The sequence below is a fragment of the Amycolatopsis sp. WAC 04169 genome (assembly GCF_003947535.1).
Classification (GTDB): Bacteria; Actinomycetota; Actinomycetes; order Mycobacteriales; family Pseudonocardiaceae; genus Amycolatopsis; species Amycolatopsis keratiniphila.
This window is the reverse complement of the sequence record NZ_QHJI01000005.1, coordinates 615,403-640,148: the sequence shown is the minus strand read 5'-3', so window position 1 is coordinate 640,148 and position 24,746 is coordinate 615,403. Positions and strand designations below refer to the sequence as shown.

The 24,746-nt window shown below is 68.6% G+C and carries 28 protein-coding genes; 15 read left to right on the top strand and 13 right to left on the bottom strand.

Annotated elements, in window-relative coordinates; genetic code table 11:
- Positions 1-10: 10 nt before the first annotated feature.
- Positions 11-1,021, bottom strand: a complete 1,011-nt coding sequence (gene rsgA / locus DMC61_RS15745; RefSeq protein ID WP_125689879.1) for a ribosome small subunit-dependent GTPase A — start codon at positions 1,019-1,021, stop codon at positions 11-13.
- 101 nt (positions 1,022-1,122) lie between these two features.
- On the opposite strand from rsgA, the gene DMC61_RS15740 reads away from it, so the two are divergent.
- Positions 1,123-1,881, top strand: a complete 759-nt coding sequence (locus tag DMC61_RS15740; protein WP_016337072.1) for an SOS response-associated peptidase — start codon at positions 1,123-1,125, stop codon at positions 1,879-1,881.
- Entirely contained in the window at positions 1,878-2,486 is a 609-nt protein-coding gene (locus tag DMC61_RS15735) for an alpha/beta family hydrolase (protein WP_016337071.1), read from the top strand. The genes DMC61_RS15740 and DMC61_RS15735 overlap by 4 nt, the downstream gene beginning before the upstream one ends.
- Here the strand turns inward: DMC61_RS15735 and DMC61_RS15730 are convergent.
- Positions 2,436-2,999, bottom strand: coding sequence for a hypothetical protein (locus DMC61_RS15730; protein WP_125689878.1), 564 nt, complete (start codon positions 2,997-2,999; stop codon positions 2,436-2,438). The genes DMC61_RS15735 and DMC61_RS15730 overlap by 51 nt on opposite strands.
- A gap of 183 nt (positions 3,000-3,182) precedes the next feature.
- On the bottom strand, positions 3,183-3,659 hold the full coding sequence (gene ybaK, locus DMC61_RS15725) for a Cys-tRNA(Pro) deacylase (RefSeq protein ID WP_016337070.1): 477 nt from the start codon (positions 3,657-3,659) through the stop codon (positions 3,183-3,185).
- A 189-nt stretch (positions 3,660-3,848) separates the two neighbouring features.
- Between ybaK and DMC61_RS15720 the strand changes: the two genes are divergently transcribed.
- Both DMC61_RS15720 and rsrA read left to right on the top strand, forming a co-directional pair.
- Positions 3,849-4,487 carry a sigma-70 family RNA polymerase sigma factor gene (locus tag DMC61_RS15720; protein ID WP_026466946.1) on the top strand — a complete coding sequence of 213 codons (639 nt, stop codon included), beginning with the start codon at positions 3,849-3,851 and terminating at the stop codon, positions 4,485-4,487.
- On the top strand, positions 4,484-4,807 hold the full coding sequence (gene rsrA, locus DMC61_RS15715; RefSeq protein WP_037341057.1) for a mycothiol system anti-sigma-R factor: 324 nt from the start codon (positions 4,484-4,486) through the stop codon (positions 4,805-4,807). Before DMC61_RS15720 ends, rsrA begins: the two co-directional genes overlap by 4 nt.
- A gap of 69 nt (positions 4,808-4,876) precedes the next feature.
- Here the strand turns inward: rsrA and DMC61_RS42115 are convergent, their stop codons facing one another.
- Positions 4,877-4,951 carry a 50S ribosomal protein bL37 gene (locus tag DMC61_RS42115; protein ID WP_369299112.1) on the bottom strand — a complete coding sequence of 25 codons (75 nt, stop codon included), beginning with the start codon at positions 4,949-4,951 and terminating at the stop codon, positions 4,877-4,879.
- 106 nt (positions 4,952-5,057) lie between these two features.
- Between DMC61_RS42115 and DMC61_RS15710 the strand changes: the two genes are divergently transcribed.
- Positions 5,058-6,581, top strand: a complete 1,524-nt coding sequence (locus tag DMC61_RS15710; RefSeq protein ID WP_125689877.1) for a sensor histidine kinase — start codon at positions 5,058-5,060, stop codon at positions 6,579-6,581.
- 295 nt (positions 6,582-6,876) lie between these two features.
- Here DMC61_RS15710 and DMC61_RS15705 read toward each other — a convergent pair whose 3' ends face one another.
- Positions 6,877-7,131, bottom strand: coding sequence for a WhiB family transcriptional regulator (locus DMC61_RS15705; RefSeq protein WP_007028999.1), 255 nt, complete (start codon positions 7,129-7,131; stop codon positions 6,877-6,879).
- Positions 7,132-7,404: 273 nt separating this feature from the next.
- On the bottom strand, positions 7,405-8,331 hold the full coding sequence (locus DMC61_RS15700; RefSeq protein ID WP_016337066.1) for a diacylglycerol kinase family protein: 927 nt from the start codon (positions 8,329-8,331) through the stop codon (positions 7,405-7,407).
- Between the two features lie 245 nt (positions 8,332-8,576).
- On the opposite strand from DMC61_RS15700, the gene DMC61_RS15695 reads away from it, so the two are divergent.
- A complete protein-coding gene (locus DMC61_RS15695; RefSeq protein ID WP_037341063.1) occupies positions 8,577-9,116 on the top strand; it encodes a hypothetical protein in 540 nt (179 codons plus the stop codon).
- Between the two features lie 5 nt (positions 9,117-9,121).
- On the opposite strand, the gene DMC61_RS15690 is transcribed toward DMC61_RS15695, so the two are convergent.
- Both DMC61_RS15690 and DMC61_RS15685 read right to left on the bottom strand, forming a co-directional pair.
- A complete protein-coding gene (locus DMC61_RS15690; RefSeq protein ID WP_037341065.1) occupies positions 9,122-9,601 on the bottom strand; it encodes a GNAT family N-acetyltransferase in 480 nt (159 codons plus the stop codon).
- Between the two features lie 2 nt (positions 9,602-9,603).
- Positions 9,604-10,197 (bottom strand): acid phosphatase, encoded by a 594-nt coding sequence (locus DMC61_RS15685; RefSeq protein ID WP_016337063.1) that lies wholly within the window; start codon positions 10,195-10,197, stop codon positions 9,604-9,606.
- A gap of 62 nt (positions 10,198-10,259) precedes the next feature.
- On the opposite strand from DMC61_RS15685, the gene DMC61_RS15680 reads away from it, so the two are divergent.
- Positions 10,260-10,730 carry a hotdog fold domain-containing protein gene (locus DMC61_RS15680; RefSeq protein WP_016337062.1) on the top strand — a complete coding sequence of 157 codons (471 nt, stop codon included), beginning with the start codon at positions 10,260-10,262 and terminating at the stop codon, positions 10,728-10,730.
- Positions 10,731-10,993: 263 nt separating this feature from the next.
- Here the strand turns inward: DMC61_RS15680 and DMC61_RS15675 are convergent, their stop codons facing one another.
- Positions 10,994-11,665: a hypothetical protein gene (locus DMC61_RS15675; RefSeq protein WP_125689876.1), complete on the bottom strand. Its 672-nt coding sequence runs from the start codon at positions 11,663-11,665 to the stop codon at positions 10,994-10,996.
- Positions 11,666-11,832: 167 nt separating this feature from the next.
- Here DMC61_RS15675 and DMC61_RS15670 point away from each other — a divergent pair, with 167 nt between their 5' ends.
- Positions 11,833-13,440 carry a GMC oxidoreductase gene (locus tag DMC61_RS15670; RefSeq protein WP_125689875.1) on the top strand — a complete coding sequence of 536 codons (1,608 nt, stop codon included), beginning with the start codon at positions 11,833-11,835 and terminating at the stop codon, positions 13,438-13,440.
- Between the two features lies 1 nt (position 13,441).
- Here the strand turns inward: DMC61_RS15670 and DMC61_RS15665 are convergent, their stop codons facing one another.
- Positions 13,442-14,047: a dTDP-4-dehydrorhamnose 3,5-epimerase family protein gene (locus DMC61_RS15665; protein ID WP_125689874.1), complete on the bottom strand. Its 606-nt coding sequence runs from the start codon at positions 14,045-14,047 to the stop codon at positions 13,442-13,444.
- A gap of 396 nt (positions 14,048-14,443) precedes the next feature.
- Between DMC61_RS15665 and DMC61_RS15660 the strand changes: the two genes are divergently transcribed.
- Entirely contained in the window at positions 14,444-15,604 is a 1,161-nt protein-coding gene (locus DMC61_RS15660; RefSeq protein WP_233594816.1) for an NADP-dependent malic enzyme, read from the top strand.
- 96 nt (positions 15,605-15,700) lie between these two features.
- Here DMC61_RS15660 and DMC61_RS15655 read toward each other — a convergent pair whose 3' ends face one another.
- Together DMC61_RS15655 and DMC61_RS15650 are read right to left on the bottom strand one after the other, a co-directional pair.
- Positions 15,701-16,408, bottom strand: a complete 708-nt coding sequence (locus tag DMC61_RS15655; RefSeq protein ID WP_125689872.1) for a DUF4190 domain-containing protein — start codon at positions 16,406-16,408, stop codon at positions 15,701-15,703.
- A gap of 43 nt (positions 16,409-16,451) precedes the next feature.
- Positions 16,452-17,855 carry a bis-aminopropyl spermidine synthase family protein gene (locus DMC61_RS15650; protein ID WP_125689871.1) on the bottom strand — a complete coding sequence of 468 codons (1,404 nt, stop codon included), beginning with the start codon at positions 17,853-17,855 and terminating at the stop codon, positions 16,452-16,454.
- Between the two features lie 91 nt (positions 17,856-17,946).
- On the opposite strand from DMC61_RS15650, the gene DMC61_RS15645 reads away from it, so the two are divergent.
- From DMC61_RS15645 to DMC61_RS15630, 4 genes are read left to right on the top strand one after another with little or no spacing between them, the layout of a single operon-like run.
- Positions 17,947-19,035, top strand: coding sequence for an ABC transporter ATP-binding protein (locus DMC61_RS15645; protein WP_125689870.1), 1,089 nt, complete (start codon positions 17,947-17,949; stop codon positions 19,033-19,035).
- A complete protein-coding gene (locus tag DMC61_RS15640; RefSeq protein WP_125689869.1) occupies positions 19,035-19,718 on the top strand; it encodes an ABC transporter permease in 684 nt (227 codons plus the stop codon). The genes DMC61_RS15645 and DMC61_RS15640 overlap by 1 nt, the downstream gene beginning before the upstream one ends.
- Positions 19,715-20,404, top strand: coding sequence for an ABC transporter permease (locus DMC61_RS15635; protein ID WP_125689868.1), 690 nt, complete (start codon positions 19,715-19,717; stop codon positions 20,402-20,404). The genes DMC61_RS15640 and DMC61_RS15635 overlap by 4 nt, the downstream gene beginning before the upstream one ends.
- 8 nt (positions 20,405-20,412) lie before the next feature.
- On the top strand, positions 20,413-21,300 hold the full coding sequence (locus tag DMC61_RS15630; protein ID WP_370456410.1) for an ABC transporter substrate-binding protein: 888 nt from the start codon (positions 20,413-20,415) through the stop codon (positions 21,298-21,300).
- 80 nt (positions 21,301-21,380) lie between these two features.
- Here DMC61_RS15630 and DMC61_RS15625 read toward each other — a convergent pair whose 3' ends face one another.
- The gene (locus DMC61_RS15625) at positions 21,381-21,896 is read right to left on the bottom strand and encodes a GNAT family N-acetyltransferase (protein WP_125689866.1); all 516 of its coding nucleotides are present in this window, start codon (positions 21,894-21,896) and stop codon (positions 21,381-21,383) included.
- 393 nt (positions 21,897-22,289) lie between these two features.
- Here DMC61_RS15625 and DMC61_RS15620 point away from each other — a divergent pair, with 393 nt between their 5' ends.
- Both DMC61_RS15620 and DMC61_RS15615 read left to right on the top strand, forming a co-directional pair.
- A complete protein-coding gene (locus tag DMC61_RS15620; protein ID WP_125689865.1) occupies positions 22,290-23,855 on the top strand; it encodes a S8 family peptidase in 1,566 nt (521 codons plus the stop codon).
- 132 nt (positions 23,856-23,987) lie between these two features.
- Positions 23,988-24,704 carry a hypothetical protein gene (locus tag DMC61_RS15615; RefSeq protein ID WP_016337050.1) on the top strand — a complete coding sequence of 239 codons (717 nt, stop codon included), beginning with the start codon at positions 23,988-23,990 and terminating at the stop codon, positions 24,702-24,704.
- Positions 24,705-24,746: the final 42 nt, after the last annotated feature.

Sequence of the window (24,746 nt, the reverse complement as noted above, 5' to 3'; positions counted from 1 at the left end):
GCGAAATTAGTTACCGATCGTCGTCGTGTCCGGCTCGGGAACCCAAAAGGCGGCGTAAAGAGCCGAGTCTCTCGTGACTGGCATCACCATCGGTGACCACGTCGTCGAGCGCGCAGTCCGGGTCCGAAGGCGGCCCGAGGTGACCGCAGCCGGAAGGACACTCTTCGGCGGCCGCGGCGAATTCCTCGAACGCGAGCACGATGTCGTCGGCGGTCACATGCGCCAGCCCGAACGAGCGGACACCGGGGGTGTCGACCACCCAGCCGCCGCCGGGCAGCGGGAGCGCGACCGCCGCGACGGACGTGTGCCTGCCCTTGCCGACCGCGCTGACCACACCGGTCGCCAGTCCCGCGTCGGGCACCAGCCGGTTGACCAAAGTGGACTTACCGACGCCGGAATGCCCCACGAGCGCGGTGACCCGGCCCTTGAGCCGCCCGGTCAGTTCTTCCGGATGCTCGTCGTGCCGGGTGACCACGGCCGGGATGTCGAGGCCCGCGTAGCCGGCGAGGAGTTCGTCGGGGCTGGCGAGGTCGGCCTTCGTCAGGCAGAGGACCGGTTCGAGACCGCCCGCGTAGCAGGCGACGAGACAGCGGTCGATGAATCCGGTGCGCGGCGGGGGATCGGCCAGCGCGGTCACGATCAGCAGCTGCTCGGCGTTCGCGACCACCACTCGTTCGAAGGGGTCGGTGTCGTCCGCGGTCCGGCGCAGCACACTGGAGCGTTCGTCCACCCGGATGATGCGGGCGAGGGTGTCCGGTTTGCCGCTCACGTCGCCGACGATGCCGACGGTGTCGCCGACGACGACCGGGACGCGGCCCAGCTCACGGGCCCGCATGGCGGTGACGACGCGGTCCGGATCCGAGTCGATCGCGCAGGTCCAGCGGCCGCGGTCCTTGCCGATGACCATCGCCGTGGAGGCGTCCGCGTGCTCGGGACGGCGTTTGCTGCGCGGCCTGGTGCCCTTGCCGGGACGGATCCGCACGTCGGATTCGTCCAGCCTGCGCCAGTCCTTGCCCGCCAAACCGCCTCCTGCTCTTCGAACACCGCGGAACAATGATCCCATGCTGCTCGCCATCGTCTGGCCGGCGTGTAACGATGGCTGTCGATTAGGGAGGTTTTCGCATGTGCGGGCGTTATGCCGCCACCAAGGACCCGGCGGCGCTGATCGACGAGTTCGCCGCGGTGGACCTGACCGAGGGCCGGATCCGGACCGATCACAACGTGGCGCCGACCAAGGACGTGCCCACCGTCGTGCAGCGGCATCCGCGCGACGCCGACGGCGCGGTGCTCGAAGACGAGCCCGCCGTCCGGTCGTTGCGCATGATGCGCTGGGGCCTGGTCCCGTTCTGGGCGAAGGACCCCGGCGTCGGCTCGAAGATGATCAACACGCGCGCCGAGACGGCCAAGGAGAAGCCGTCGTTCAAGAAGGCGGTCTCGGCGAGGCGCTGCCTGGTCCCCGCCGACGGCTGGTACGAGTGGCGGCGTGACGGCAAGGAGAAGCAGCCCTTCTTCATGACCGGTCCGGGTGACGGATCGCTCGCGTTCGCCGGGATCTGGGAGACCTGGCGGCCGAAGGACGACAAGGACGCCGATCCGCTGATCACCTTCTCCGTGATCACCACGGATTCGGTCGGCAGGCTCACCGACATCCACCACCGCATGCCGCTGCTGATGCCGCGCGAGAAGTGGGACACCTGGCTCGACCCCGACCGGCCCGACGTCACCGAACTGCTCGTCCCGCCCCCGGTGGACCTGGTCGACACGATCGAGCTGCGGCCGGTCTCCAGCCTGGTCAACAACGTCCGCAACAACGGCCCGCAGCTGGTGGACCGTGTCGAACCCGCCGCCGACAGCGCGCTCTTCGAGCTGCCGAACTCATGACGAAGCTGGAGATCGACACCGCCTACGGCCCCGCGCGGGCCGAGCTGCACTGCGCCGAGGAAGGGGTCGCGGTCCTGATGCTCGGCCACGGCGCGGGCGGCGGGATCGGCGCGAAGGATCTGGTCGCGGTCACCCGCGCGGCGCAGGCGGCCGGTGTCCACGTCGCGCTCGTCGAGCAGCCGTACCGGGTGGCGGGCCGCCGGGCGCCCGCCCCCGCCACCCAGCTCGACACCGCCTGGCTCACCGTGGCCGACGAGATCTCCGAACGCTTCGACGACCTCCCGATCGTGTTCGGCGGCCGGTCGTCCGGGGCCCGCGTCGCCTGCCGGACCGCCGCGGCGGGGCAGGCTGTGGCGGTGCTTTGCCTGGCCTTCCCCGAGCATCCGCCGGGAAAGCCGGAGAAGAGCAGGCAAGCCGAATTGGACGCCGTCGAGGTCCCGACCCTGGTGGTGCAGGGTGAACGTGACCCGTTCGGCCTGCCCAAGGCGGGGCCGCATCACGAGATCGTGGTGCTCCAGGGGGATCACAACCTCAGCGCCGACCTCGAAGGCGTGTCACGCGCGGCCGCCGAGTGGCTGCAGCGTGTGCTGCGGCCGCTCACCTGAGAACCGCCGCCGGGCGTAGTGCGCGGTGACCGCGGCCAGCAGCGGGCCCCAGAGCAGGAGCGGCGCGTAACAGGCGGCCATGACGACGCCGTAGACCGGTGACGCCTCCCAGCTGCCCGGCGACATCGAAGAGTCGGCCACTCCCCAGCCGAACAGCCCCTGGATCCCCAGCAAGGTCAGGGCGATCGCGCCCGCGGCCGCCGGGAGGATCGCGGCGAGCGGCGGGATCCGGCGGCCGCGCAGCCCCGGGATCCAGCGCGGCCACATCTCGCCCCACGGCCGGACCAGGCCGAGGGTGAGGAACGCGAGCGATTCGGCGAGCAGGCTCAGACCGAAGACGTAGGCCGTGCCCCAGCCGGGGATCCCGAACTCCACCAAGCCTTGGGCGGTGAACCCCACGGGGAGGCCGAGGCCCATCGCGATCCGCCACAGCCCGGAGGGCAGGGTCACCAGCAGCGTCGCGTGGGCGGCGAGGTTCGCCCACCTCGGCACGTCGGGCAGGGTCTTGGCCATTTCGTCGCTCCCGGGAGTTCGTCTTCCGCTTGCCGATGACGATTCCCGAGCGCGGCCCGGCGATCTTCCCGCCGCGGACCGACTCCACTCCCTCTCGCGGGTGAGCTTCTTCCCCGCATTTCGTCCTCTGAATGCGGTCCTTGCGCGTGCGACTACCGCATTCAGAGGACGAAACGCGGGAGGTCAGCCCGCGATCGGGGCGACCACGGCACCGGTGAGCCGCGCCAGGTCACCGGGCGCGAGCTCGACCTCCAGGCCACGGCGCCCGGCCGAGCAATGCACGGTCTCGAACTTCTCCGCCGACGAATCGATCACCACCGGCAGCCTGCTCCGGTGCCCGAGCGGCGAGATCCCGCCGAGCACGTATCCCGTCGCGCGCTGCGCGGCGGCGGGGTCGGCCATCTTCGCCTTCTTCCCGCCCGCGGCGGCCGCCAGCGCCTTCAGGTCCAGCTGACCGGTGACCGGGACCACACCGACGGTCAGTTTCCCGTCGACCTCGGCGACCAGTGTCTTGAACACGCGCGCGGGGTCGAGCCCCAGCGCTTCGACGGCTTCGAGGCCGTACGACTCGGCCCGCGGGTCGTGGTCGTAGGCGTGCAGAACATGCGCCACTTTCTGCTTCGCCAGCAGCGCCGTCGCCGGGGTTCCCTTGCCTGCCATGGGCGAAGTCTACGAGCGGGCGGGAATGCCCGAATGGGCGTCGCTGTTGAAAGGCACGTGTCCACCACACTCGAAGCCCCCCGAATCCTGATCCCGCGCACGCCGGGCGGCCAGGTGATCCGTCCGCGCGTAAACTCGACGACGTCTCATGCGCACAAGCGCATCGACGCCGATCGGGAAGGGAACGGTTTGCCGAGCACGCAGAATCCCGCGCCGGACACGGGCACGGACGCCGAAGAGGCGGCCGCGCGGGCCGAGCGCTTCGAGCGGGACGCGATGCCCCTGCTCGACCAGTTGTACTCGGCCGCCATGCGGATGACCCGGAACCCCGCCGACGCGGAGGACCTCGTCCAGGAGACGTACCTGAAGGCATACGCGGCCTTCGCGTCTTTCAAGGCGGGTACGAACCTCAAGGCGTGGATGTACCGCATCCTCACGAACACCTACATCAACGGCTACCGCAAGCGTCAGCGCCAGCCGGTGCAGCAGCCCACCGAGGAGATCACCGACTGGCAGATCGCCAAGGCGGAGAGCCACACCTCCAGCGGGCTGCGCTCGGCCGAGGTCGAGGCGATGGACAACCTGCCCGACGCCGACGTCAAGGAAGCGCTGCAGAAGCTGCCCGAGGAGTTCCGCCTCGCGGTCTACCTCGCCGATGTCGAAGGTTTCGCGTACAAGGAGATCGCCGAGATCATGGACACGCCCATCGGCACCGTGATGTCCCGGCTGCACCGCGGCCGCGCCCAGCTCCGTGACCTGCTCGCCGACGTCGCGCGCGAGCGCGGCTTCATCCGCGCGGGCAAGCAGCAGGAGGTGGCGGGGCGATGAGCGAGGACTACTGCGCCGGAGCGGACGACAAGGTCAGGTGCGAGGAGGCCCTCGCCGACATCTACCTGCTCCTGGACAAGGAGTGCAGCGCCGAGCGCGACGCCGCCCTGCGCAAGCACATCGAGGACTGCCCGCCGTGCCTCGAGGAATACGGCATCGACGAGCACATCAAGCAGCTGCTCGCCCGCAAATGCGGTGGTGACCACGCGCCGGACGACCTCAAGTCCCGGCTGCGGGCCTCGATCCGCCAGACCGTGCAGACCAAGGGCTCGATCACCATCGAGCGCACCGAGGTCAAGATCGAGCAGACCTTCGAGTAAGCGCGGCCCAGGACACACGAAGGCCCCCGTACCGGATCGGTGCGGGGGCCTTCGTCGTCTGATCGATGATCAGGAGTTGGGCTTCTTGCCGTGGTTCGCGCCGTTCTTCTTACGGTCGCGACGCTTGCGGGCGCGCTTCGACATGTTTCACTCCTCGTCCGAGTGGCCCGCGCGGGGTGATACGACACCGCTGGGCCAGGGTCAACCTCTCCAGTGTGTCATGCGGCCCTCACCCTGCTTGGATGGGGACGTGTCCACCCTTTCCGATCTGCTCGCGGAGAACACCGGCCTGTCCGGTCAAGCCGCGGACCATCTCCAGACCGTGGTCGCCGAATGGCAGCTGCTGGCCGACCTGTCCTTCGCCGACTTCCTGCTCTGGGTCGCCGTGTCGGAGGAGCTGCAACCCGACGGCGGCGACTTCGTGTGCGTCGCGCACGCGCGCCCGACGACGGCTCCGACGGCCCATCCGGAGGACGTCGTCGGCTCCCGGTTCACCGAGGACGAGCATCCGCAGCTGGCCAAGGCGAGCCGCGAGGTGCGGATCTGCCGCGAAGAGGACCCGCATTGGTACCGCGACCTGCCGATGCGGCGTGAAGCCATCCCGGTGGCGTTCGGCGGCACGGTGATCGCCGTGCTCAGCCGCGAGACCAACCTGGCCGCCTCGCGGGTGCCCAGCCCGCTCGAAATCGCGTACCTCGGCAGCGCGGGCGACCTGTGCCAGATGATCGTCGACGGCACCTTCCCCAGCCCGGGGAACCAGACGGACACCCACACCAGCCCGCGGGTCGGCGACGGCCTCATCCGCCTCGACCCGACCGGCACGGTGGTCTTCGCCAGCCCGAACGGGTTGTCGGCCTACCACCGGATGGGGCACGAATCGGACCTCGTCGGCCAGCGCCTCGCGCCGCTGACCAGGTCGCTCATCCGTGACCCGTTCGACGCGACCGAGGTGTCGCACCGGATCATCGAGGCGCTCGACGGCAAGCCCAGCAGCCGGACGGAGGCGGATTCCCGGCGCGGCGCCGTCGTGCTGTTCCGTGCGCTGCCGCTGCGCCCCGCCGGGCAGCCCGCCGGCGCGCTGGTGCTGGTGCGCGACGTCACCGAGGTGAAGCGCCGTGACCGCGCCCTCCTTTCGAAGGACGCGACCATCCGCGAGATCCATCACCGGGTGAAGAACAACCTCCAGACCGTCGCCGCGTTGCTGCGGCTCCAGTCACGCCGGACATCCAGCGAGGAGGCGCGGCTCGCGCTCGGCGAATCCGTGCGCCGGGTCTCGTCGATCGCGATGGTGCACGAGGCGCTGTCCATCTCGGTGGACGAGCGGGTCGACCTCGACAAGCTGCTCGACAACGTCCTCCCGATGGTCGGCGAGGTCGCGACGGCCGAATCGCAGGTCGGGCTCTCGCGCACGGGATCGTTCGGCGTCGTCGTCGCCGAGATCGCGACGCCGTTGGTGATGGTGCTGGCCGAGCTGGTCCAGAACGCCATCGAGCACGCCTTCCCCGACGGACGGCCGGGCAAGGTCGAGCTCGTGGTGGAGCGCTCGGCGCGCTGGCTCGACGTCGTCATCCGCGACAACGGGCGCGGGCTGCCTTCGGGTTTCTCGCTGGAACGCAGCGACGGCCTCGGGCTCCAGATCGTGCGGACCCTGGTGGAGTCGGAACTGCGCGGCTCGCTGTCGATCCGGGGACTGCGCGGGGACTCCGAGGAGACGGGCGGCCGCCGGCTGGGCACCGAAGCCGCCTTGCGCATCCCGCTTTCGCGACGTCTGTAGTGGACTGTCCCTTTTGATCGTCCTCAATGGACAGTCTCACCCGGACACGTTTTAGGGCCGGCGCCCGAAGAGAAGATGGCGCCGGCCCTGTAACGGTTCCGCGGGAGGACTTGTGAAAAGTCCGCTGAAGCCACACCCCCTCGGGGGCGTGTCGGCCTCGCTTGTTAAGCTCAAGTCGGGTACGTGTCACCTCGCGGCGCAGGGCCATAGAGCCACTACACCGCGGGATTACCCGAAGCTTGGGGGTGCTACTCGGTTTTCGGTGATGCGATGAAGCGTGCGTGAGTTGAAAAACTCAGGCGGAGGTACGCGTGCCGATGTGCGTACGACGGCGCTTCAGGGCCCGTCGCTCGTCCTCGCTCATCCCGCCCCAGACGCCTGCGTCCTGCCCGCTGGCCAATGCCCAGGCCAAGCAGTCGGAAGCGACGGTGCAGCGGTGGCACACGGCCTTCGCCTGCGCTACCTGCGACAGAGCAGGACCGCTGGTTCCCACGGGGAAGAACAGCTCGGGGTCCTCGTCTCGGCAGGCCGCGTCGTGGCGCCAGTCCATGTTTCTGAGCTCCTTCATAACGGCGCGGTACTCCGCGCCATAGTCGTCATGGCGGTCGTTTTTTTGGGTGCTTGTGAATGCTTTCACGAAGCACCCGTTTCGACAAGGGTTTTCTGAAGATCGGTGAGTCAGCTCACCCGGCCGAGCGACGCTTCTGACCTGCGGTTTCGTTCCGAAACGGCCTTCCGATGGGAAGGCCGATGCGGTGAGCGGAGGTTCTGCGTCGATGAGCGGCAGTTCGTACTTTGCCGCAGGCGATCAGCGGTCCGGTCGTCAGACGATTACCGTCAGTGCTTCCGGGACGCTGAAGAACTCCACTCTCTTCCGCTGGCCGACGAGGTCGCCGTCCACCTGGAAGTTTACCGGTTCAGCAGCGTCTATGCGGATCATCGGCAGGTCATCGTGACGAAGGAGACGTCGTCCGCGTTGGTCGCTCTTCGTGAGCAATGCCTGCCGTACATGCTTGAACACGGTGGGCAATCCCAGACCGCTCAACGCGAAAAGGCCCAGTCCGGTGTCGAACGAGCTCTCCGGGTTCAGGTGGACGGGACGGTCGCCCAGGTAGCTCCACGGATCGGTGTTCGACACGAAAGCGGTCAGCACTTCGGTGGGCTCTTCACCCGGGATGCGGACCGTGAGGGGCGGACGGCCGAGGGGAGGCCGCAGATGCGACGCCACCGCGGCCCTCAGATAGAGCCCCGCGGTGGTCTGCTTGCCCCGGCGCTTGGCCACGCGGCCGACGACGTCGGCGTCCCAGCCCAGGCCGGCGTTGAAGGTGAACCAGTGGCCGTCGGCGATCCCGAGGCCGACTTTGCGGCTTCGGTCGTTCTCGATGGCGTTGAGGAGCTGATGCGTCGCTTCCACCGGATCGTGCGCGATCCCGAGCGCGCGGGCGAAGACGTTCGCCGAGCCGCCCGGTACGACACCGAGCATGGGGACGTCGCCGACCCGCGCCGGGTCGCCGTCGCTGTCGGCGAGGAGACCGTTGACCACCTCGTTGACCGTGCCGTCGCCGCCGTGGGCGACCACCAGGTCGATCCCGTCGCGGGCGGCGGACCGCGCCACGGCCATCGCGTGGCCGCGGTAGTCGGTCTCCACCACGTCGAGTTTGACCTGGCTGGCCAGTGCGTGCGCCAGCACGTCACGGCCACCGGCGGTGGTCGAGGTGGCCTGGGGATTCACGACGAGGATGGCACGCACATACCGCAGGGTAAGTGACTTCGGCCCGAAGAGGGGAGCGTCAGGTGACGCGAAGCTCAGTGGCCCGTGCGTCCTCGAAGCAGCACCTTGTGACCCCTGTGGCGGGCGGCCCTCCTCATCGCCGGCAGCTGTCGCGCGTCGTGACAAGTGCACCCGGGCCGACCGCCCGCTCATCGACGACACCGCCAATTCTTCCCATGTGGCGGCGAGGGGAAACCGGCCGACCGGGTGGCATACGATCGAAAGTGCTCACGTACGGTGACCCGCCCTGGTGGAGCGCCGTGTCCGGAAGCCTGGAAGGCTGTTTCGCCGTGTCCATCGCCGACAAGCTCTCGCCCGCGCCCCGTGAAGTCCGCCTCGCCGGCGCCGTCACCGCGCTGCCGGGGCTCGCCCTGATCGTGTTCGCGATCCTGCTCCTGGTCAACGGCCGGGCCGGACCGGAGAACCTCCTGGCCGAAGTCGCCTACTACCTCGTCCTCGCCGCCGGGACGCTGGCCTGCGCGGCCGGGCTGATGATGGGGAAGACGTGGGCGAGGTCGCCTGGCGTGGTCGTCGCGCTGATCCTGGTGGGCGTCGGCTGGTACGGCGCGGGCCCGTCCGGGCAGCCGTTGTGGGGCGTGCCGCTGGGGCTGGTCGGCGTCGCCGTCATCGTGCTGCTGTTCCGCCGCCCTTCGCGCGCGTGGGCGCTCGGGATGCAGGAGGGCGAGACCGAGGAAGAGGCCGCCGAGCGGGACGGCGCCGCGGGCCGTGCGGCGCGTCGTGAACGCGAGGAACGCGACTCCTGACGCCGCTAGACCTGCGCGGCGAGCGCCTTCAGGGGTTCGTCGGTGAGGCGGTCGACGGTCCATTCGTCCATCGGCACCGCGCCGAGTGACTTGTAGAACCCCTGAGCCGGGTTCCAGTTGAGCACCGACCATTCGAGACGGGCGTAGCCGCGCTCGACGCAGACCGCCGCGAGGGTGGCCAGGAGAGCCTTGCCGAGGCCGGAGCCGCGCTGCTCGGGGCGGACGTAGAGGTCCTCCAGGTAGATGCCGTGCACCCCGCGCCAGGTGGAGAAGTTGAGGAACCAGAGCGCGTAGCCGACGATCTCGCCGTCGACCTCGGCGACGTGCCCGAACAGGCCCGGCGCCTCGCCGAACAGCGCGACGCGCAGCTGTTCGGGCGTGAGGTGGCATTCGTCCGGGGCGCGTTCGAACTCGGCGAGGTCGTAGACGAGCTGGACGACGGCGTCCACGTCTTCTTCGCGGATACGCCGGATGCGGTCGTCCATTTTCAGTCCTCTGTGGTGGGGAGCAGGTTGAGGTGTTCGATCTGCGGCTCGCCGCGTTCGTCGCCGAGCACCGCGACGCCTGCCGGGTCGAGTCCGAAGTGGACGCCCGCGGTCGACGGGAGACCGATCCAGCGCGCGACCAGGACGCGGCTGAAATGCCCGTGGCCGACCAGGATGACGTCACCCTTGCCGAGCGGCTCGCGGATCCGGTCGATCAGCTTGTCCGCGCGGGCGTTGACGTCCTCCGCGCTTTCGCCGCCGGGGATCGGGTGTGACCAGACCGTCCAGCCCGGGACGGTCTCGCGGATCACCGGGGTCGTGACGCCCTCGTAGTCGCCGTAGTCCCATTCGGACAGCTCTTCGGTGACCTCGTCGACGCGCAGGCCGGCCAGTTCGGCCGTGCGCAGTGCGCGGGTGCGGGGGCTGGAGAGGACGAGCGCCGGGCTGCCGCCGAGCACCGCGCGCAGGGTGCCGCCCGCGGCGCGGGCCTGTCCTTCGCCCGCGGCCGTGAGCGGGATGTCGGTGCGTCCGGTGTGCCGCCCGTTGACGGACCACTCGGTCTGACCGTGCCGGAGGAGGAAGAGCCGATGTGCCACGTTGCGAATATAGCCTGCCGTCCGGTTATGCTACTGGTGAGTAACATGATGAGGAGACCGTGATGGCGCAGAATCCGACCTACGCGATGTGGAACCGGCTGGCGGGCAAGCCGGTCGGCAAACAGCTGTTCTCGGCGGCGATGTGCCTGCGTGTGCCGTACTTCCGGACGGTGCTCCCGTCGGTGCGCGACCTGCGTCCCGGCCGCTGCGAGGTGACGTCCCCGAAGTGGTGGGGTGTTTACAACCACATCAAGACCTTTCACGCGATCGCGGCCTGCAACCTCGCCGAGATCGCGATGGGCATGCTCGCCGAGGCGACCGTGCCGACGACGCATCGCTGGCTGCCGAAGGGCATGACGGTCGCGTACGTGGCGAAGGCCGAGACGAGCCTGCGCGCCGTCGCGGAGCTGCCGGAGTTGCCGGAATTCGGCGACGAGGGCTTCGAGCTCCCCGTCCCGGTGACGATCACGGACACGAACGGGAAGCCCGTCGTGACCGCGACCATCACCATCTGGGTGACGAAGAAGAAGTAGGGACTCCGGGCCACCTCGGGCATTTAGTCCTCTGAATGCGTTCCGTCTGGCGGGTGAAGTGTCCCGAGGGCCACCTTAGGGACGTTGGATGTCTCAAGGGTGGCCTTCAGGACATCGCTTCCGTCCAGGATCGGGCGCGCGGCCGTGTCGCGAAAGCCACTTTCGGGACATCAGGTGTCGCGAAAGAAGCTTTCGCGACATGCCCCGGCACTCACGAGTTGCCGATCGCGGCCACCCGCATTCAGAGGACGAAATGCGGGTGGTCAGAGGGGTTTGAACTGTACGTAGGTCGCCATCGTGAAGGTGTTCTTCCCGCTCGCCGACGGCAGGCCGAGCACCTCGTCGGCCACTCGCGTCAGCGGGCCGCAGCCGCTGGTGCCGGGCAGTGCGAGCTGCGAGTCGACGACGCCGAATTTCACCGTCGTGGGGTTCTGCGAGATCACCTCGAAGGGGACCGCGGGATCGTCCTTGACCACCGAGTGCAGCGGCGCGCCGAGGGTGCCGATCGTGCATTCCTTGGGCAGCAAGGGATGCCGCAGGGCGGCGTAGAGGTCCAGTTCGCCGCGGCGCTCGTCATCGGACTGGAAGTCCGAGTAGCCACCGTACTTCAGCTGGATGGCCGCGCCGAAAGTGCCGCGGATCCGGGCCGGAGCGTGCCGCAGTTCGCCGAACACCTGCGCGTATTTCCCGTCCACCTTGCCTTCGGAGAACGTCAGCCGCATCTCCCCGAGCGGGATCGCGCGGTCGCCGATGGTCAGGGCTCCTTGGGCGACAAAGGCTTCACAACGCCACGTGCCGGGGTCGGCGTCGGCGGGCGGAGCGGGGCAGGCGGAGAAGTCGAAGTCGGGCAACCCCGCCGCGGAGGCGTGGCCGGGGAAGACGAAGAGGGCGGCTGCGGACAGGGCGGCCGCGGTCGCGGCGAGGAGGCGTCTCATGCCTCGAAAGAGTGGTCTGTGCCGGTTTGAGCCACATCGGGGAAGTCACCCAAGGGGCCCCTGAATCACCACGTTCGAGTGAAAATAAACGGTGTTTACCCAGCTGACGCGAATCTGCTTCGGATTCGCTCTTGAAGGCGGCTCGAACTGCGGGCGATCATCGGCGCATGTCCCCACTGTCGCGCCGCAAGTTCCTCGGGTACACCGCGCTCAACTCCGCCGCCGCTCTCGGGCTGACCACGATTTCCACCGCACAGGCCGAAGAAGCGTCGCCGGGCTTCTCGACGGCCGTGGTCATCGGCACCGGCTACGGCGCCGCGGTCACCGCGCTCCGCCTCGGTGAGGCCGGGATTCCCACGGTCATGCTCGAAATGGGCAAACTGTGGGCCGACCCGGGGCCGGACGGCAAGGTCTTCTGCGACATGCTGCGGCCGGACCGCCGGGCCGCGTGGTTCAAGAACCGCACACAGGCCCCGCTCGCGTCGTTTCTCTGGATGGACCTGGCGAACCGCGACATCGGGCGGTACCCCGGTGTCCTCGACCGGGTGAGCCACGGCGACATGTCCGTCTACGTCGGACGCGGCGTCGGCGGCGGTTCGCTGGTCAACGGCGCGATGGCCGTGACACCGAAGCGGTCGTACTTCGAGGAGATCCTGCCCGCCGTCGACTCGGACGAGATGTACGGCAAGTACTTCCCGCGCGCCAATCAGACCCTAGGCGTGAACCACATCGACCCGCGCTGGTTCGAAACGTGCCGTTCCTATCGCTACGCGCGGGTGTCCCGGAAGGCCGCGACGCGTGCGGGACTCAAGACGGTGTTCGTGCCCAGCGTTTACGACTTCGAGTACATGAAGCGCGAAGAAGCGGGCAAGGTGCCGAGGTCGGCGCTCGCGTCCGAGGTCATCTACGGCAACAACCACGGCAAACGGTCCCTCGACAAGACCTACCTCGCGGCCGCGCTGGGCACCGGGAAGGTGACCATCAAGACGCTGCACGAGGTCCGCGGGATCACCCGCCAGACCGACGGCACGTATGTCCTTACCGTGCACGAGACCGCCGAAGACGGCGCGATCGTGGCGAGGAAGCAACTCGGCGCGAAATACCTGTTCCTCGGCGCCGGCAGCCTCGGTTCTACGGAGCTGCTCGTGCGGGCACGCGAGACGGGGACGCTGCCGAGGCTGAACGATGAGGTCGGGCGCGGCTGGGGCACCAACGGCAACGTGATGCTGGGCCGCGCCAACCACGCGTGGGACGTCGGCGGATCGCTGCAGTCGGGTATGCCCGCCCTCGGCATCGACGCGTGGGACGACCCGGTGAACCCGGTCTTCGCCGAGGTCGCGCCGGTGCCGGCCGGGGTCGAAACCTGGCTGAGCCTGTACCTGGCGATCACGAAGAACCCCGAACGCGGCCACTTCACCTACGACGCCGCGAGCGACTCCGCGCGGCTCCACTGGAGCGCTTCGCAGGGGAAGCCGTCGATCGACGCGGCGAAGTCGTTGTTCGACAAGGTCAACCGGGCGAACCGCACGATCTACCGCAGCGACCTGTTCGGGGATACGCGGTCGTTCGAGAACCGGTTCACCTATCACCCGCTGGGTGGTTTGGTGCTGGGTGAGGCCACCGACCTGTACGGCCGTGTGAAGGGCTACCCGAACCTTTACGTGACCGACGGCTCGCTGATCCCGGGCAGCACCGGGGTGAACCCCTTCGTCACGATCACCGCGCTCGCGGAACGGAACGTGGAACGGGTGCTGGCCGAAGACGTGGCGCGCTAGCTCAGTTCGCGGTCCGCAACTTCTCGTAGTACGCGACACAGTCGTCGTACCGCGGCAGCAGTCCCTGCTCCAAGGCCTCTTTCAGGTAGGGCGCCGCGGTGTCCTTTTCGGACACGACGGGTTCGATGTCCTGGGGCCAGGGCAGGGCGAGTTCGGCGTCCATCGGGTTGACGCCGTGCTCGCCCGCCGGGTTGTACGGCTCGGAGCAGAGGTACGCCATGACGGTTTCGTCTTCGAGCGCCATGAAGGCGTGGCCCACGCCTTCGGCGATGTAGACCGCCTTGTACTCGGCGCTGTCGAGCAGAACGGACGTCCATTCACCGAAAGTGGGCGAGCCGACCCGGAGGTCCACGAGGACGTCCAGCAGCGAACCGTTCGGGCAGTACACGTACTTCGCCTGCCCGGGCGGGGTGTCCGCGAAATGCACGCCGCGGATGGACCCACGGCGCGACACGCTCGTGTTGGTCTGCCCGAGACGAAGCCGGTGCCCGACCGCTTCGACGAACGCTTCTTCCTGGAAAGGCGCCACGAACAGGCCGCGTTGATCGGGGAAAACCCGCGGGGTGAACTCGAAACAGTCGGGGATGCTGAGGCGCCTGGCGTGCATGTCCTCAATGCTAACGAGCGCATCCCAAGCCGGACGGACGTCTTGCGAAACCTCTTCTGAGCTGCGGAAAACCGGGCCGGTTTGTGACATCAACCGCACCAGAGGGGCGTACTGGTCCGCACGCCTGTCACAATGATCTGACCGCTGCGTCCGCGGCCGTCGCCACACCCACGGCACCGATGGCCGATTGGACGCTTCGCCGACAGGCCGGCGCTACCGCGCTGGGCTGCCGTGTCGGAGGACGAGTTACCCCAGGTGGCCGGGCCATGCCCAGTTTTGGCCTGCTCACCGGCCAGTTCCCCCGCTCGCAGTCCCAGGAGAATTCCAATGACCTTCGCTCGAATCGAGACTTCGCCGTCCTTAGACACGGCGGAAGCAATGACGGGAACCACCACGATGACCACGCCAGTGACGGACACCGAGATCTTCGAGGGGCACGAGGGCGGCAAGCTCTCCGTGGCCGCCACGCGACCGATCTCCTCGCCCCGTGACCTTTCGGTCGCGTACACGCCTGGGGTGGCGAAGGTGAGCCGGGCGATCGCCGAGGACGCGGCCAAGGCGAAGCGGTACACGTGGGCGGACAGGCTGGTCGTGGTGGTCAGCGACGGTACGGCGGTGCTCGGCCTCGGTGACATCGGCGCGAGCGCTTCGCTGCCGGTCATGGAGGGCAAGTCGGTCCTGTTCAAGACCTTCGGCGGGCTCGACTCGATCCCGCTGGTGCTCGACACCACCGACGTCGACGAGATCATCGAGACCCTGGTCCGGCTGCGCCCGTCGTTCGGCGCGGTGAACCTGGAGGACATCTCGGCGCCGCGCTGCTTCGAGCTGGAGGACCGCCTCAAGGAAGCCCTTGACTGCCCGGTCATGCACGACGACCAGCACGGGACGGCGATCGTCACGCTGGCCGCGCTGCGCGGGGCGAACCAGGTCCTCGGCAAGGACATCTCCGGCCAGCGCGTGGTCGTCTCGGGAGCGGGCGCAGCGGGGGTGGCCTGCGCCAGGATCCTGCAGAACGCCGGCGTCGCGGACGTCACCGTGCTCGACTCGCGCGGCATCATCCACTCCGGTCGTGAGGGCCTGAACCCGATCAAGCAGAAGCTCGCCGAGACCACGAACACGGCCGGCCTGCGTGGCGGCCTCGGCGAGGCGCTGAAGGGCGCCGACGTCTTCCTGGGCCTGTCCGGGGCGACCATCGACGAGACCCTGCTGGCCGGGATGGCCGACGACGCGATCGTGTTCGCGCTGTCGAACCCCGACCCGGAGGTGCACCCGGTCGCGGCGTCGCGGTACGCCAAGATCGTGGCGACCGGGCGCAGCGACTTTCCGAACCAGATCAACAACGTGCTGGCGTTCCCCGGCGTCTTCCGCGGCGCGCTGGACTCCGGTGCGCGGGCGATCACGGAGAACATGAAGCTGGCGGCGGCCGAAGCGATCTTCGCCGTCGCGCAGGACGACCTCGGTCCGGACCGGATCGTCCCGAGCCCGCTGGACCCGCGCGTCGCGCCCGAGGTGGCCGCCGCGGTCGCGAAGGCCGCGGAGGCCGACGGCGTGGTGTGACGGTCCCTTTCACGCGCTCTCGAGTGCTAGGAACGGTCCTTTCCTTGCAAATTTCGCAAGGAAAGGACCGTTCCTGGCATCTGGGGGTTGACACGCTCAGCCGGTCGGAACGGCCAGATCGGCGCCGGGGACGAGGACGGAACCGGTCAGCTTCGAATCCGGCGAGATGAGCGTGCAGAAGACGGTGCGCACACCCTGCTTCCAGGGCTCGCGCTCAGGCTTCAAGTAGCCCAGGTCGGTGTAGACACCTTCCGCGTCGAGCCGCGGACTGTCCACGTTCTTGGCCATGATCCGCTGACAGTGCTCCAAGGCCTCCGATTTCAGTTCTCCGCTGTCGGGCCAGGGGCCGTCCGTCGCGGTGAAGGCTCCGATCACCTCGGTGCTGTGCGGGCTCCCGCACGCGGCGAGTTCGACGCTCGTGGCGGAGCCCACGGGCTGTCGCAAGCAATCGCCCGGCTTCAGGGTGCAGATGTTGGCGTGCCCGGCCGGCGGGGTCGCGCAACTCGCGCTCGACGGGCTCGCGGTGTAGTTGTCCGGATTCCCCATGGTGTTCCCGAGCAGCGCGACCCAGCCGATGGTCCAGATTCCCGCCGCCGCGAGGCCGCCGATCGCCAGGCCCCGGCCCTGCTGCTTCCCCGGACCGGTCTGGGTGAGGGCGATGATGCCCAGGATGACCGCGGGGAGCAGCGGCAGCGCCAGGCAACCGGCCAAGCCCAGTACGAGCGTGGCGATCGCGAGGCCGCTGGTCTTGGGGCGTTGCGGCGGGTACCCGGGTGGGTGGACAAACCCGTACGGCTGGTTCATGGGACCGAATTTAGGAACGGCCCATGAAGTTCCGATGACACGCTCAGCCGAGCAGCTCCGCCAGCCGATGACGCGGCAGGTCGATCAGCCGCGCGTCCGTCAGCTCCGGCGGAACGTCCAGCGAGACGTTCGCCAGCCGCGCGTGCGCCCTGGTCAGCAGTTCTTCCTGGTGCTCGACGGCGTCCGCGACGACGATGGCGTGCCGGTTGTCCGGGGTGCTCCGCAGCAGCCGCAGCCGGTACTTCGCCCCGACCAGCCGGTTGAGCGCGCCCTGCGCCTCGGCGTTCGTCAGATCGGGATGCGAGTTCGGCACCAGCAGCGCCAGCCGTCGCGCGTTGGTGCCCAGCAGGGTCCGCAGCAGCCACGGGCCGGGGTCGGCCGAGAGGTCCATCGCGACCGCGTCGCCTTCCGGCCCGGAGACGGACCAGTCGACCGGCCGCGACTCCAGTGCCAGCCCGCCTTCGGTGGCGATCTCGTGCAGCTTGTCCAGCAGCGACGGCTTGGCCGCGCCGGCGGACTCCACCGACTGCGGGCCGTGCGTGTAGATCGCGGCCTTCCCCTTGCCACCACGGTTCTTCTTCGACTTCGCGGTCGGCTGGCAGACGTAGAGGTCCGCCGCGCTCCCGATCGCCTGCGCGCCGAAGTACCGGTTGAAGTCCGGAAGGATCGCTTCGAAGGTCAGCCCGAGCGTCGCGAGTGCCCGCTGCACCTGCGCCCCCAGCGCGGGGTGGCGCGGGCTGTAGCCGTAGGCGAGCAGCAGCCGCCCGTCCGAGGGTTCGGCGAGCGCCTGCACCCCGCGTGCCGCGAAGAGGCCCATTCCCTCGGGGGTGTAAGGCGGATCACTGAACACGAGGTCCATCCGCCCGGTCACCGACGGCGGCAGGCCGACCCGCAGATCCGTGTGCAGCGTGCGGATGGAGCGCTCGCTGAGTTCGTCGATGTAGGAGAGCACGCGGTCGTCGAGATCGACGACGGTGAGGTCCGCGTCCGGCCGCAACGCGCGCACGGCCAGTGAAGTGAGGTCGTGGTCGCCCAGGAACAACAGCTTCGCCGTGCCGAGGTCGTAGCGCTCGTCCAGCCACAGCGCCCGGTTCAGCACCGTCTCCGGCGTCGCCTGCACGTGATCGAGCGCGGCCAGCGGCGCGGGCACGTTCTCGACGTAGCTGGTGATGGTCTTCAGCAGGCCGGGATCGGATTTCCGGTCCGGCGCCCCGAAGCGCGCGTACTTCTCCCGGGTGGCGGGGGCCAGCCGGAAGCGGGACTCGTTCCGCTCCAAGTCGTCACCGAGCGCGTTCAGGACGTCTTCGACGCTCCGGCGTGGCGCGGTGCTGACGCGGACCAGTTCGCCGAGGTCACGCCAATCCGTCCGGAGCAGGGAAATCACCTGATGGAGCGGTCGCACGTGGACACCGTGCGCCGCGAGGACGTCATCGACGGAGGAACTCACAGGCAGCAGCCTAGTGACCCGCCTCCTGGGACACCGTGCCAACAGGCAGGATCTGGGCTACGGTTTTTCGACCAGACATGGGGAGAGACACGTGACTATCGAGTTCCGTGGCGTGACCAAGCGGTATCCGGACGGGACGGTCGCGGTCGACGACCTGAACCTCACCGTGGAGGACGGCACGATCACCGTCTTCGTCGGGCCCTCCGGCTGCGGCAAGACCACGTCGCTGCGGATGATCAACCGGATGGTCGAGCCGACTTCGGGCACGGTGCTGCTCGACGGCAAGGACGTCAGCGACGGCGACCCGGCACTCCTGCGCCGCGGCATCGGTTACGTCATCCAGCACGCCGGCCTCTTTCCACACAGGACGGTCCTGGACAACGTCGCCACCGTGCCGCTGCTGTCCGGCTGGGACAAGGGCAAGGCACGCAAGCGCGCGGCCGAACTGCTCGAGACCGTCGGCCTGCCCGCGGAACTCGGCAAGCGGTACCCCGCCCAGCTTTCCGGCGGCCAGCAGCAGCGTGTCGGCGTCGCGCGGGCGCTCGCGGCGGATTCGCCGGTGCTGCTGATGGACGAGCCGTTCTCCGCCGTCGACCCGATCGTCCGCGAGGAACTGCAGGACGAACTGCTGCGCCTGCAATCGCAGCTGGGCAAGACGATCGTGTTCGTCACCCACGACATCGACGAGGCCGTGCGGCTCGGCGACAAGATCGCGGTGCTCCGCGTCGGCGGGGTGCTCGCGCAGTACGGAACGCCGTCGGAGGTGCTGCGGCATCCCGTCGACGATTTCGTCGCGTCGTTCGTGGGCAAGGATCGTGGCTACCGCGGGCTTTCCTTCCTTTCGGCGGAAGGGATCGTCGTCGAAGAGGTCAAGCGGGTCGAGGTCGGCAAGCCCGCCCCCGGCCCGTCCGACGACTGGCAGGTCGCGGTCAACGCCGAAGGACAGCCGCGCGGCTGGCTGCGCCCGAGGTCCACTGTGGACGGAGAACTCGCGGAGACCGATCTCGTCGCCGGTGGTTCGCTGTACCTTCAGGGGTCGCCGATCCGGGGCGCGCTCGACGCGGCGCTTTCGTCGCCCGCGAGCCTCGGTGTGGTGGTGGACGCCGACCAGAAGGTCCTCGGCGTGGTCAGAGCCCAGCAGGTCCTCGAAGTGATCGAAGCGCCGTCGCCGAGTTCCTGATGGGCGACTTCTTCGCGGAGCTCGGCCGCTACCTGGGCAGCGCCAACAACAGGTCGCAGTTCTTCGGCGACCTGCTCGACCACATCTATCTCTCACTGGTCCCGCTGGTGCTGGGCCTGGTGATCGCGGTATTGGCGGGCTGGCTCGGCCACCGGTTCCGGTCCGTGTGCTCCGTACTGCTCGTCCTGTCGAATCTGCTGTACACGATCCCGTCGCTCGCCTTGTTCGTGGTGATCCCGGGCATCATCGGCTCGAAGATCCTCGACAGCGTCAACGTCATCGTGGCGCTCACCGTCTACACCGCCGCCCTCCTGGTGCGCCCGGTGCTGGACGCGCTCGACGCCGTCCCGCCGCATGTCGTCGCCGCGGCCACGGCGATCGGCTACAAACCCGCGCGCCGGTTCCTCACCGTGGAGCTGCCGCTTTCGGTGCCGGTGCTCGCGGCGGGTGTCCGGGTGGCCTCGGTCAGCAACATCAGCCTGGTAAGTGTCGGCGCGCTGATCGGCACCGGCGGGCTCGGCGTGCTGTTCACCGACGGCTTCCAGCGCGAGTACTTCTCGCCGATCGTCGTGGGGATCGTCGCGACCCTGCTGCTGGCGCTGGTCGTCGACCTGCTGCTGGTCCTCCTGCGTAATGTCCTCACACCCTGGGATCGGGTGGCGACCACGGCGGGGGCGAAATGATCGGCGACGTGCTGAACTGGTTCGGCGACCCGGCCCACTGGCAGGGTCCGGACGGCGTGCCGGCCCGGCTGCTGCAGCATCTCGGCTACACCGCGCTGGCGCTGGTCTTCGCGCTGATCATCGCGATCCCGCTCGGCCTCTACGTCGGGCACACCGGTCGCGGCGCGGTGCTGCTGGTGAGCGGCGGCAACGCGATCCGCGCGCTGCCGACGCTGGGCCTGGTGACCTTCCTGTTCCTGCTCTTCACCGAGAGCGAGCTCTCGACGATCATCGGCCTCGTGGTGCTCGCCGTCCCGCCGATCCTCGCCGGGACGTACGCGGGCCTGCAGGCGACCGATCACGGCGTCGTCGACGCGGCGCAGGGCATCGGAATGACCGGCTGGCAACGGTTGTGGAAGGTCGAGGTGCCGATCTCGCTGCCGCTGGTGCTCGGCGGTGTGCGGAACTCGGTGCTGCAACTGGTGGCGACCGCCGCTGTTGCCGCGTACGTCGGGCTCGGCGGTCTCGGCCGGTTCCTGCTCGACGGACTGGCCATTTTGGACTATCCGCAGGTGGTCGCGGGCGCGCTGCTGACGACGTTGCTCGCCGTGGTGCTGGACCTCGCGCTGGCGGGTGTCCAGCGAATGCTGGTGCCCAAGGGAGTTCGGCTGGCACAGGCCGCGAGCGGGAAGAAGGCGCGGGTATGAGGCGCAGGATGGCGGCACTGTTCGCCGGGATCGCTTTGCTGACGGCGAGCTGTGGCAACCCGCTCGCCGGCGGCGCTGAGGGCGGTGCGACCGGGGACATCATCATCGGCGCGTCCGATGTCGGGGAAAGCCTTCTGCTGGCCCAGATCTACGCGGGCGCGCTGCGCAACGCGGGCGCGGAGAACGTGACCGTGCGGCCGCCGGTCGGCAGCCGCGAGGTCGTCGTCAAGGCACTGCAGGACAAATCGCTTTCGGTGGTGCCGGACTACAGCGGGAACCTGTTGCGGTACTTCGACAAGGACACGCAGGCGACCACGCCGCAGGACGTCTACGCGCAGCTGAAGCAGAAGCTGCCGCCGGGATTCGAAGTCCTCGAACAGGCGCCCGCGGAGGACAAGGACCTGCTGGTGGTGCGCAAGGAGCTCGCCGATTCCGGGATCCGGACCTTCTCCGATCTCGGCAAGCGGTGCGGGGAATTCGTCTTCGGCGGTCCCGGCCAGTGGAGCAGCCGCTGGAAGGACAAGATCAAGTCGCTCTACGGCTGCGAGTTCGCCGAGATCCGCACCACCGACACCGGCGGCCCGGTCACGGTCGCGGCGCTGAAATCCGGCGACATCCAGGTCGCCGACCTGTTCAGCACGTCGTCGTCGATCGCCGCCAACGGGTTCGTGCCGTTGGTGGACGACAAGAACATGTTCCCCGCGCAGAACATCGTGCCGCTCGCGGCGAAGGGGACGTTGTCGCCGAAGGAGGTCGACGCGCTGAACCGGGTTTCGGCGGTGCTCACGACCGACCAGTTGACCGAACTGAACGTCCAGTTCAGCGAAGAGAAGCGCAACCCGCTCGATGTCGCCGAGGAGTTCCTGCGCCGGAACAACCTCCTCGCGCCGTCCTGACCCGCTCTATGCATTTCGTCCTCTGAATGCGGTAGTTGCACGCGCAAGGACCGCATTCAGAGGACGAAATGCGGGAGGGGCTAGAGGCGGTCGAAGGCGGCCGAGTAGCGGAACTCGCCCTGGAGTTCCGGCGTGTACGCGCGAAGGGTGCGGACCTGGAAGTGCGGAGCCCATTCCGCGACCGGCGGCGTGATCCCGTGCTGTGCGGCGAGCACGAAACCGAAGCGGGAGTAGTAGTTCGGGTCGCCCAGCAGGACCACCGCGCCGTAGCCGAGCGCGTCCGCCGCGCCGAGCACGGCGTGCACGAGCGCGGAGCCGACGCCGGAGGCGTGGTACTCGGGCAGGACGCCGAGCGGGCCGAGACCGACCGTCGACTTCTCGTCGTCGCCGAGCTTCGCCGGGCTGCAGCAGACGTGCCCGACGACCTTCCCGTCGCGTTCGGCCACGATGGACAGTGCGCCGATCAGGTCGCCGTCCTCCCGTAGCTCGTCGACGAGTTTCGCCTCGACCACCGGGACACTGAGTTTCGCGAACGCGGCCAGATGCACGGCGTGGATCGCCTCGCGATCGGCCGGGATTTCCTGTCGGAGCAGCATGCGCCCGAGTGTGCTCCATCCGAAGGTAGGATGGAAATCGTTTTCCGCCCGCCGACGTCACGACTTTAGTAGGCGGCCATCCGTGTGTACTTCCACGTGCGTGAAACGCGGGGAGGGCGGGAAAACGACCACCAGATGTGCGGATCCCCAATTCTTCGTGGGCCGTACGGGCGCAAAACGCGACTAAAGGCGGGGGCTGAACGGTGCCCGAGCTGCGCCGACGACATGCCCATTACTACCGGGATGTCCGTAATGCAAGGTCTTCCTTGGGGTGAAAACGCGACTTAGTCTCAGCCTGCGCTCCTAAGTGGAACGCGGTTCACCTCTGATTCACCCCAACGATCCGGCGGGCCTCTTCATGTCCGTGGGTCGACCCTGCCTGGGAGGAATATCTTGAACAATTCCCTGGGAACCTTGAAGAGACGACTGCCCGCCTTCGGTGTGGCCGCGGCCGTCGCCGTGCTGACGGCGCTGGGCGGCACCACCGTCGCGTCGGCGGCCGAGGGTTCGATCGTCAACGCGGGTAGCGACAAGGCGATCAAGGACAGCTACATCGTCGTGCTGAAGGACGGCTCGTCGGTCGAAGCCACCGCGAAGAGCGTGACCCAGCGCCACGGCGGCACGGTCGAGAAGACCTTCGCGTCTTCGGTCCGTGGCTTCTCCGGTGCGCTGACCGAAAAGCAGGCGAAGCGCGTCGCCGCCGACCCCGCCGTCGCCTACGTGGAGCAGAACCAGACCGTCTCGATCTCGGCGGACCAGCTGAACCCGCCGTCATGGGGTCTGGACCGGGTGGACCAGCAGAGCCTTCCGCTGGACCAGAAGTACAGCTACAGCACCACGGCGTCCAACGTCACCGCGTACGTCGTCGACACCGGCATCCTCACCACGCACCCGGACTTCGGCGGGCGCGCGACCCACGGCCGTGACACCGTCGACAACGACAACGACGCCACGGACTGCCAGGGCCACGGCACCCACGTCGCCGGCACCATCGGCGGTACCGCGCACGGTCTGGCCAAGGGCGTCAAGCTCGTCGCCGTCCGCGTGCTGAACTGCTCCGGTTCCGGTACGACCGCCGGCGTCATCGCCGGTGTCGACTGGGTGACCGCCAACGCCGTCAAGCCCGCCGTCGCGAACATGAGCCTCGGTGGCGGCGCCTCGACGACCCTCGACCAGGCCGTCCAGCGGTCGATCGCGGCAGGCATCACCTACGGTGTCGCGGCCGGTAACGACACCGGTGCCAACGCCTGCAACACCTCGCCCGCCCGTACGCCGGAAGCCATCACCGTCGGCTCGACGACGAACACCGACGCGCGGTCGAGCTTCTCCAACATCGGCACCTGCCTCGACATCTTCGCGCCGGGCAGCGGCATCACGTCGACGTGGCTGAACAACGGCACCAACACCATCAGCGGCACCTCGATGGCGACCCCGCACGTCGTGGGCGCGGCGGCCCTGTACGCCTCCGCCAACCCGTCGGCCACGCCGAAGCAGGTCCGTGACGCGCTGGTCGCCAACGGCACCAAGGACAAGGTGACCAACCCGGGCACCGGTTCGCCGAACGTGCTGCTCTACACCGGTACCGGCGGTGGCCCCGGCCCCGAGCCGACCCCGTGCGGCACGCAGACCAACAGCGGCGTCGTCGCCATCCCCGACGCCGGTGCCGCGGTGACCAGCACCATCACGGTCGCCAACTGCGCCCGCAACGCCTCGGCCACCACCAAGGTCGCGGTGAACATCACGCACACCTACGTCGGTGACCTGGTCATCGACCTGGTCGCGCCGGACGGCAGCTCGTACCGCCTGAAGAACTCGAGCAACGACTCGTCCGACAACATCAACACCACCTACACCGCCAACGTCTCGTCCGAGGCCGCGAACGGTGCCTGGAAGCTGAAGGTCCAGGACGTCTACCGGGTCGACACCGGCTCGCTCAACAGCTGGTCGCTGACCGTCTGATCCACCCCTGGAGTACGTGAAGGCCCCCTTCCTCCTGCTGGGAAGGGGGCCTTCCCGTATCCGGAGAGTGATTCGGCGCCCAGTTGCGCCGTTCGTCCACTAAGGACCTTCGCGAGGCTTTACCCTCTCCGCATGCAGCCCGGACCGCCCTATCAGCAGGGACCTCAGCAGCCGTATCCGCCGCAGGGATATCCGGGGTATCCGCCGCCCGGATACGGGCCGCCGCCCAAGAAATCGAACACCGGGCTCATCGTCGGGCTCATCCTCGGCGCGGTCGTGCTGCTCGGCGGTGGCGGGGTCGCGGCCTTCCTGCTGCTGTCCGACTCCGGCTCGTCGTCGACCGCTTCACCGACCTCGTCCAAGAAGAGCGGCCCGCCGGACAAGTACACCTCGATGCCCGCCTGCGAGAAGATCGGGACCAAGGTGCGGAATCTGCCGCCGCTCGAAACCCCGAAGGGCGAGGAGCCGGCGAGCACGTCGAACGACGAGATCACCTACACCCGTTCGTCCTGCTCCTGGCGGGAACCGAACGCGCCGTCGGCGACCGTCTCGATGTACCTGTCGAAGTCGAAGGAGCCGGGTTCGGGCGCGGGGGAGGCCTGGGCCAAGGCCGGGGTCGAGAACGCCGTGACCGATGGCGGGGTGCTCATCCCCAGCATGGCGAAGTCCACCAAAGCCGTGCACACCAAACTCGATTCACCGAGCCAGTGCCAGATCAAGTTCTACCAGGGCAACGTCGAGGGCGAGATCATCGTGACCGGCCCCGACCCGTCCGGGACGGTCAACCAGACCGTGTGCAAGGAGAACGCCCTGAAGATGGCCAGGGCGACCTCCGAGGCGATCGGCTAGCTTCCCGAACTACATGAAGGCCCCCTTCACTGCGTCTAGCGC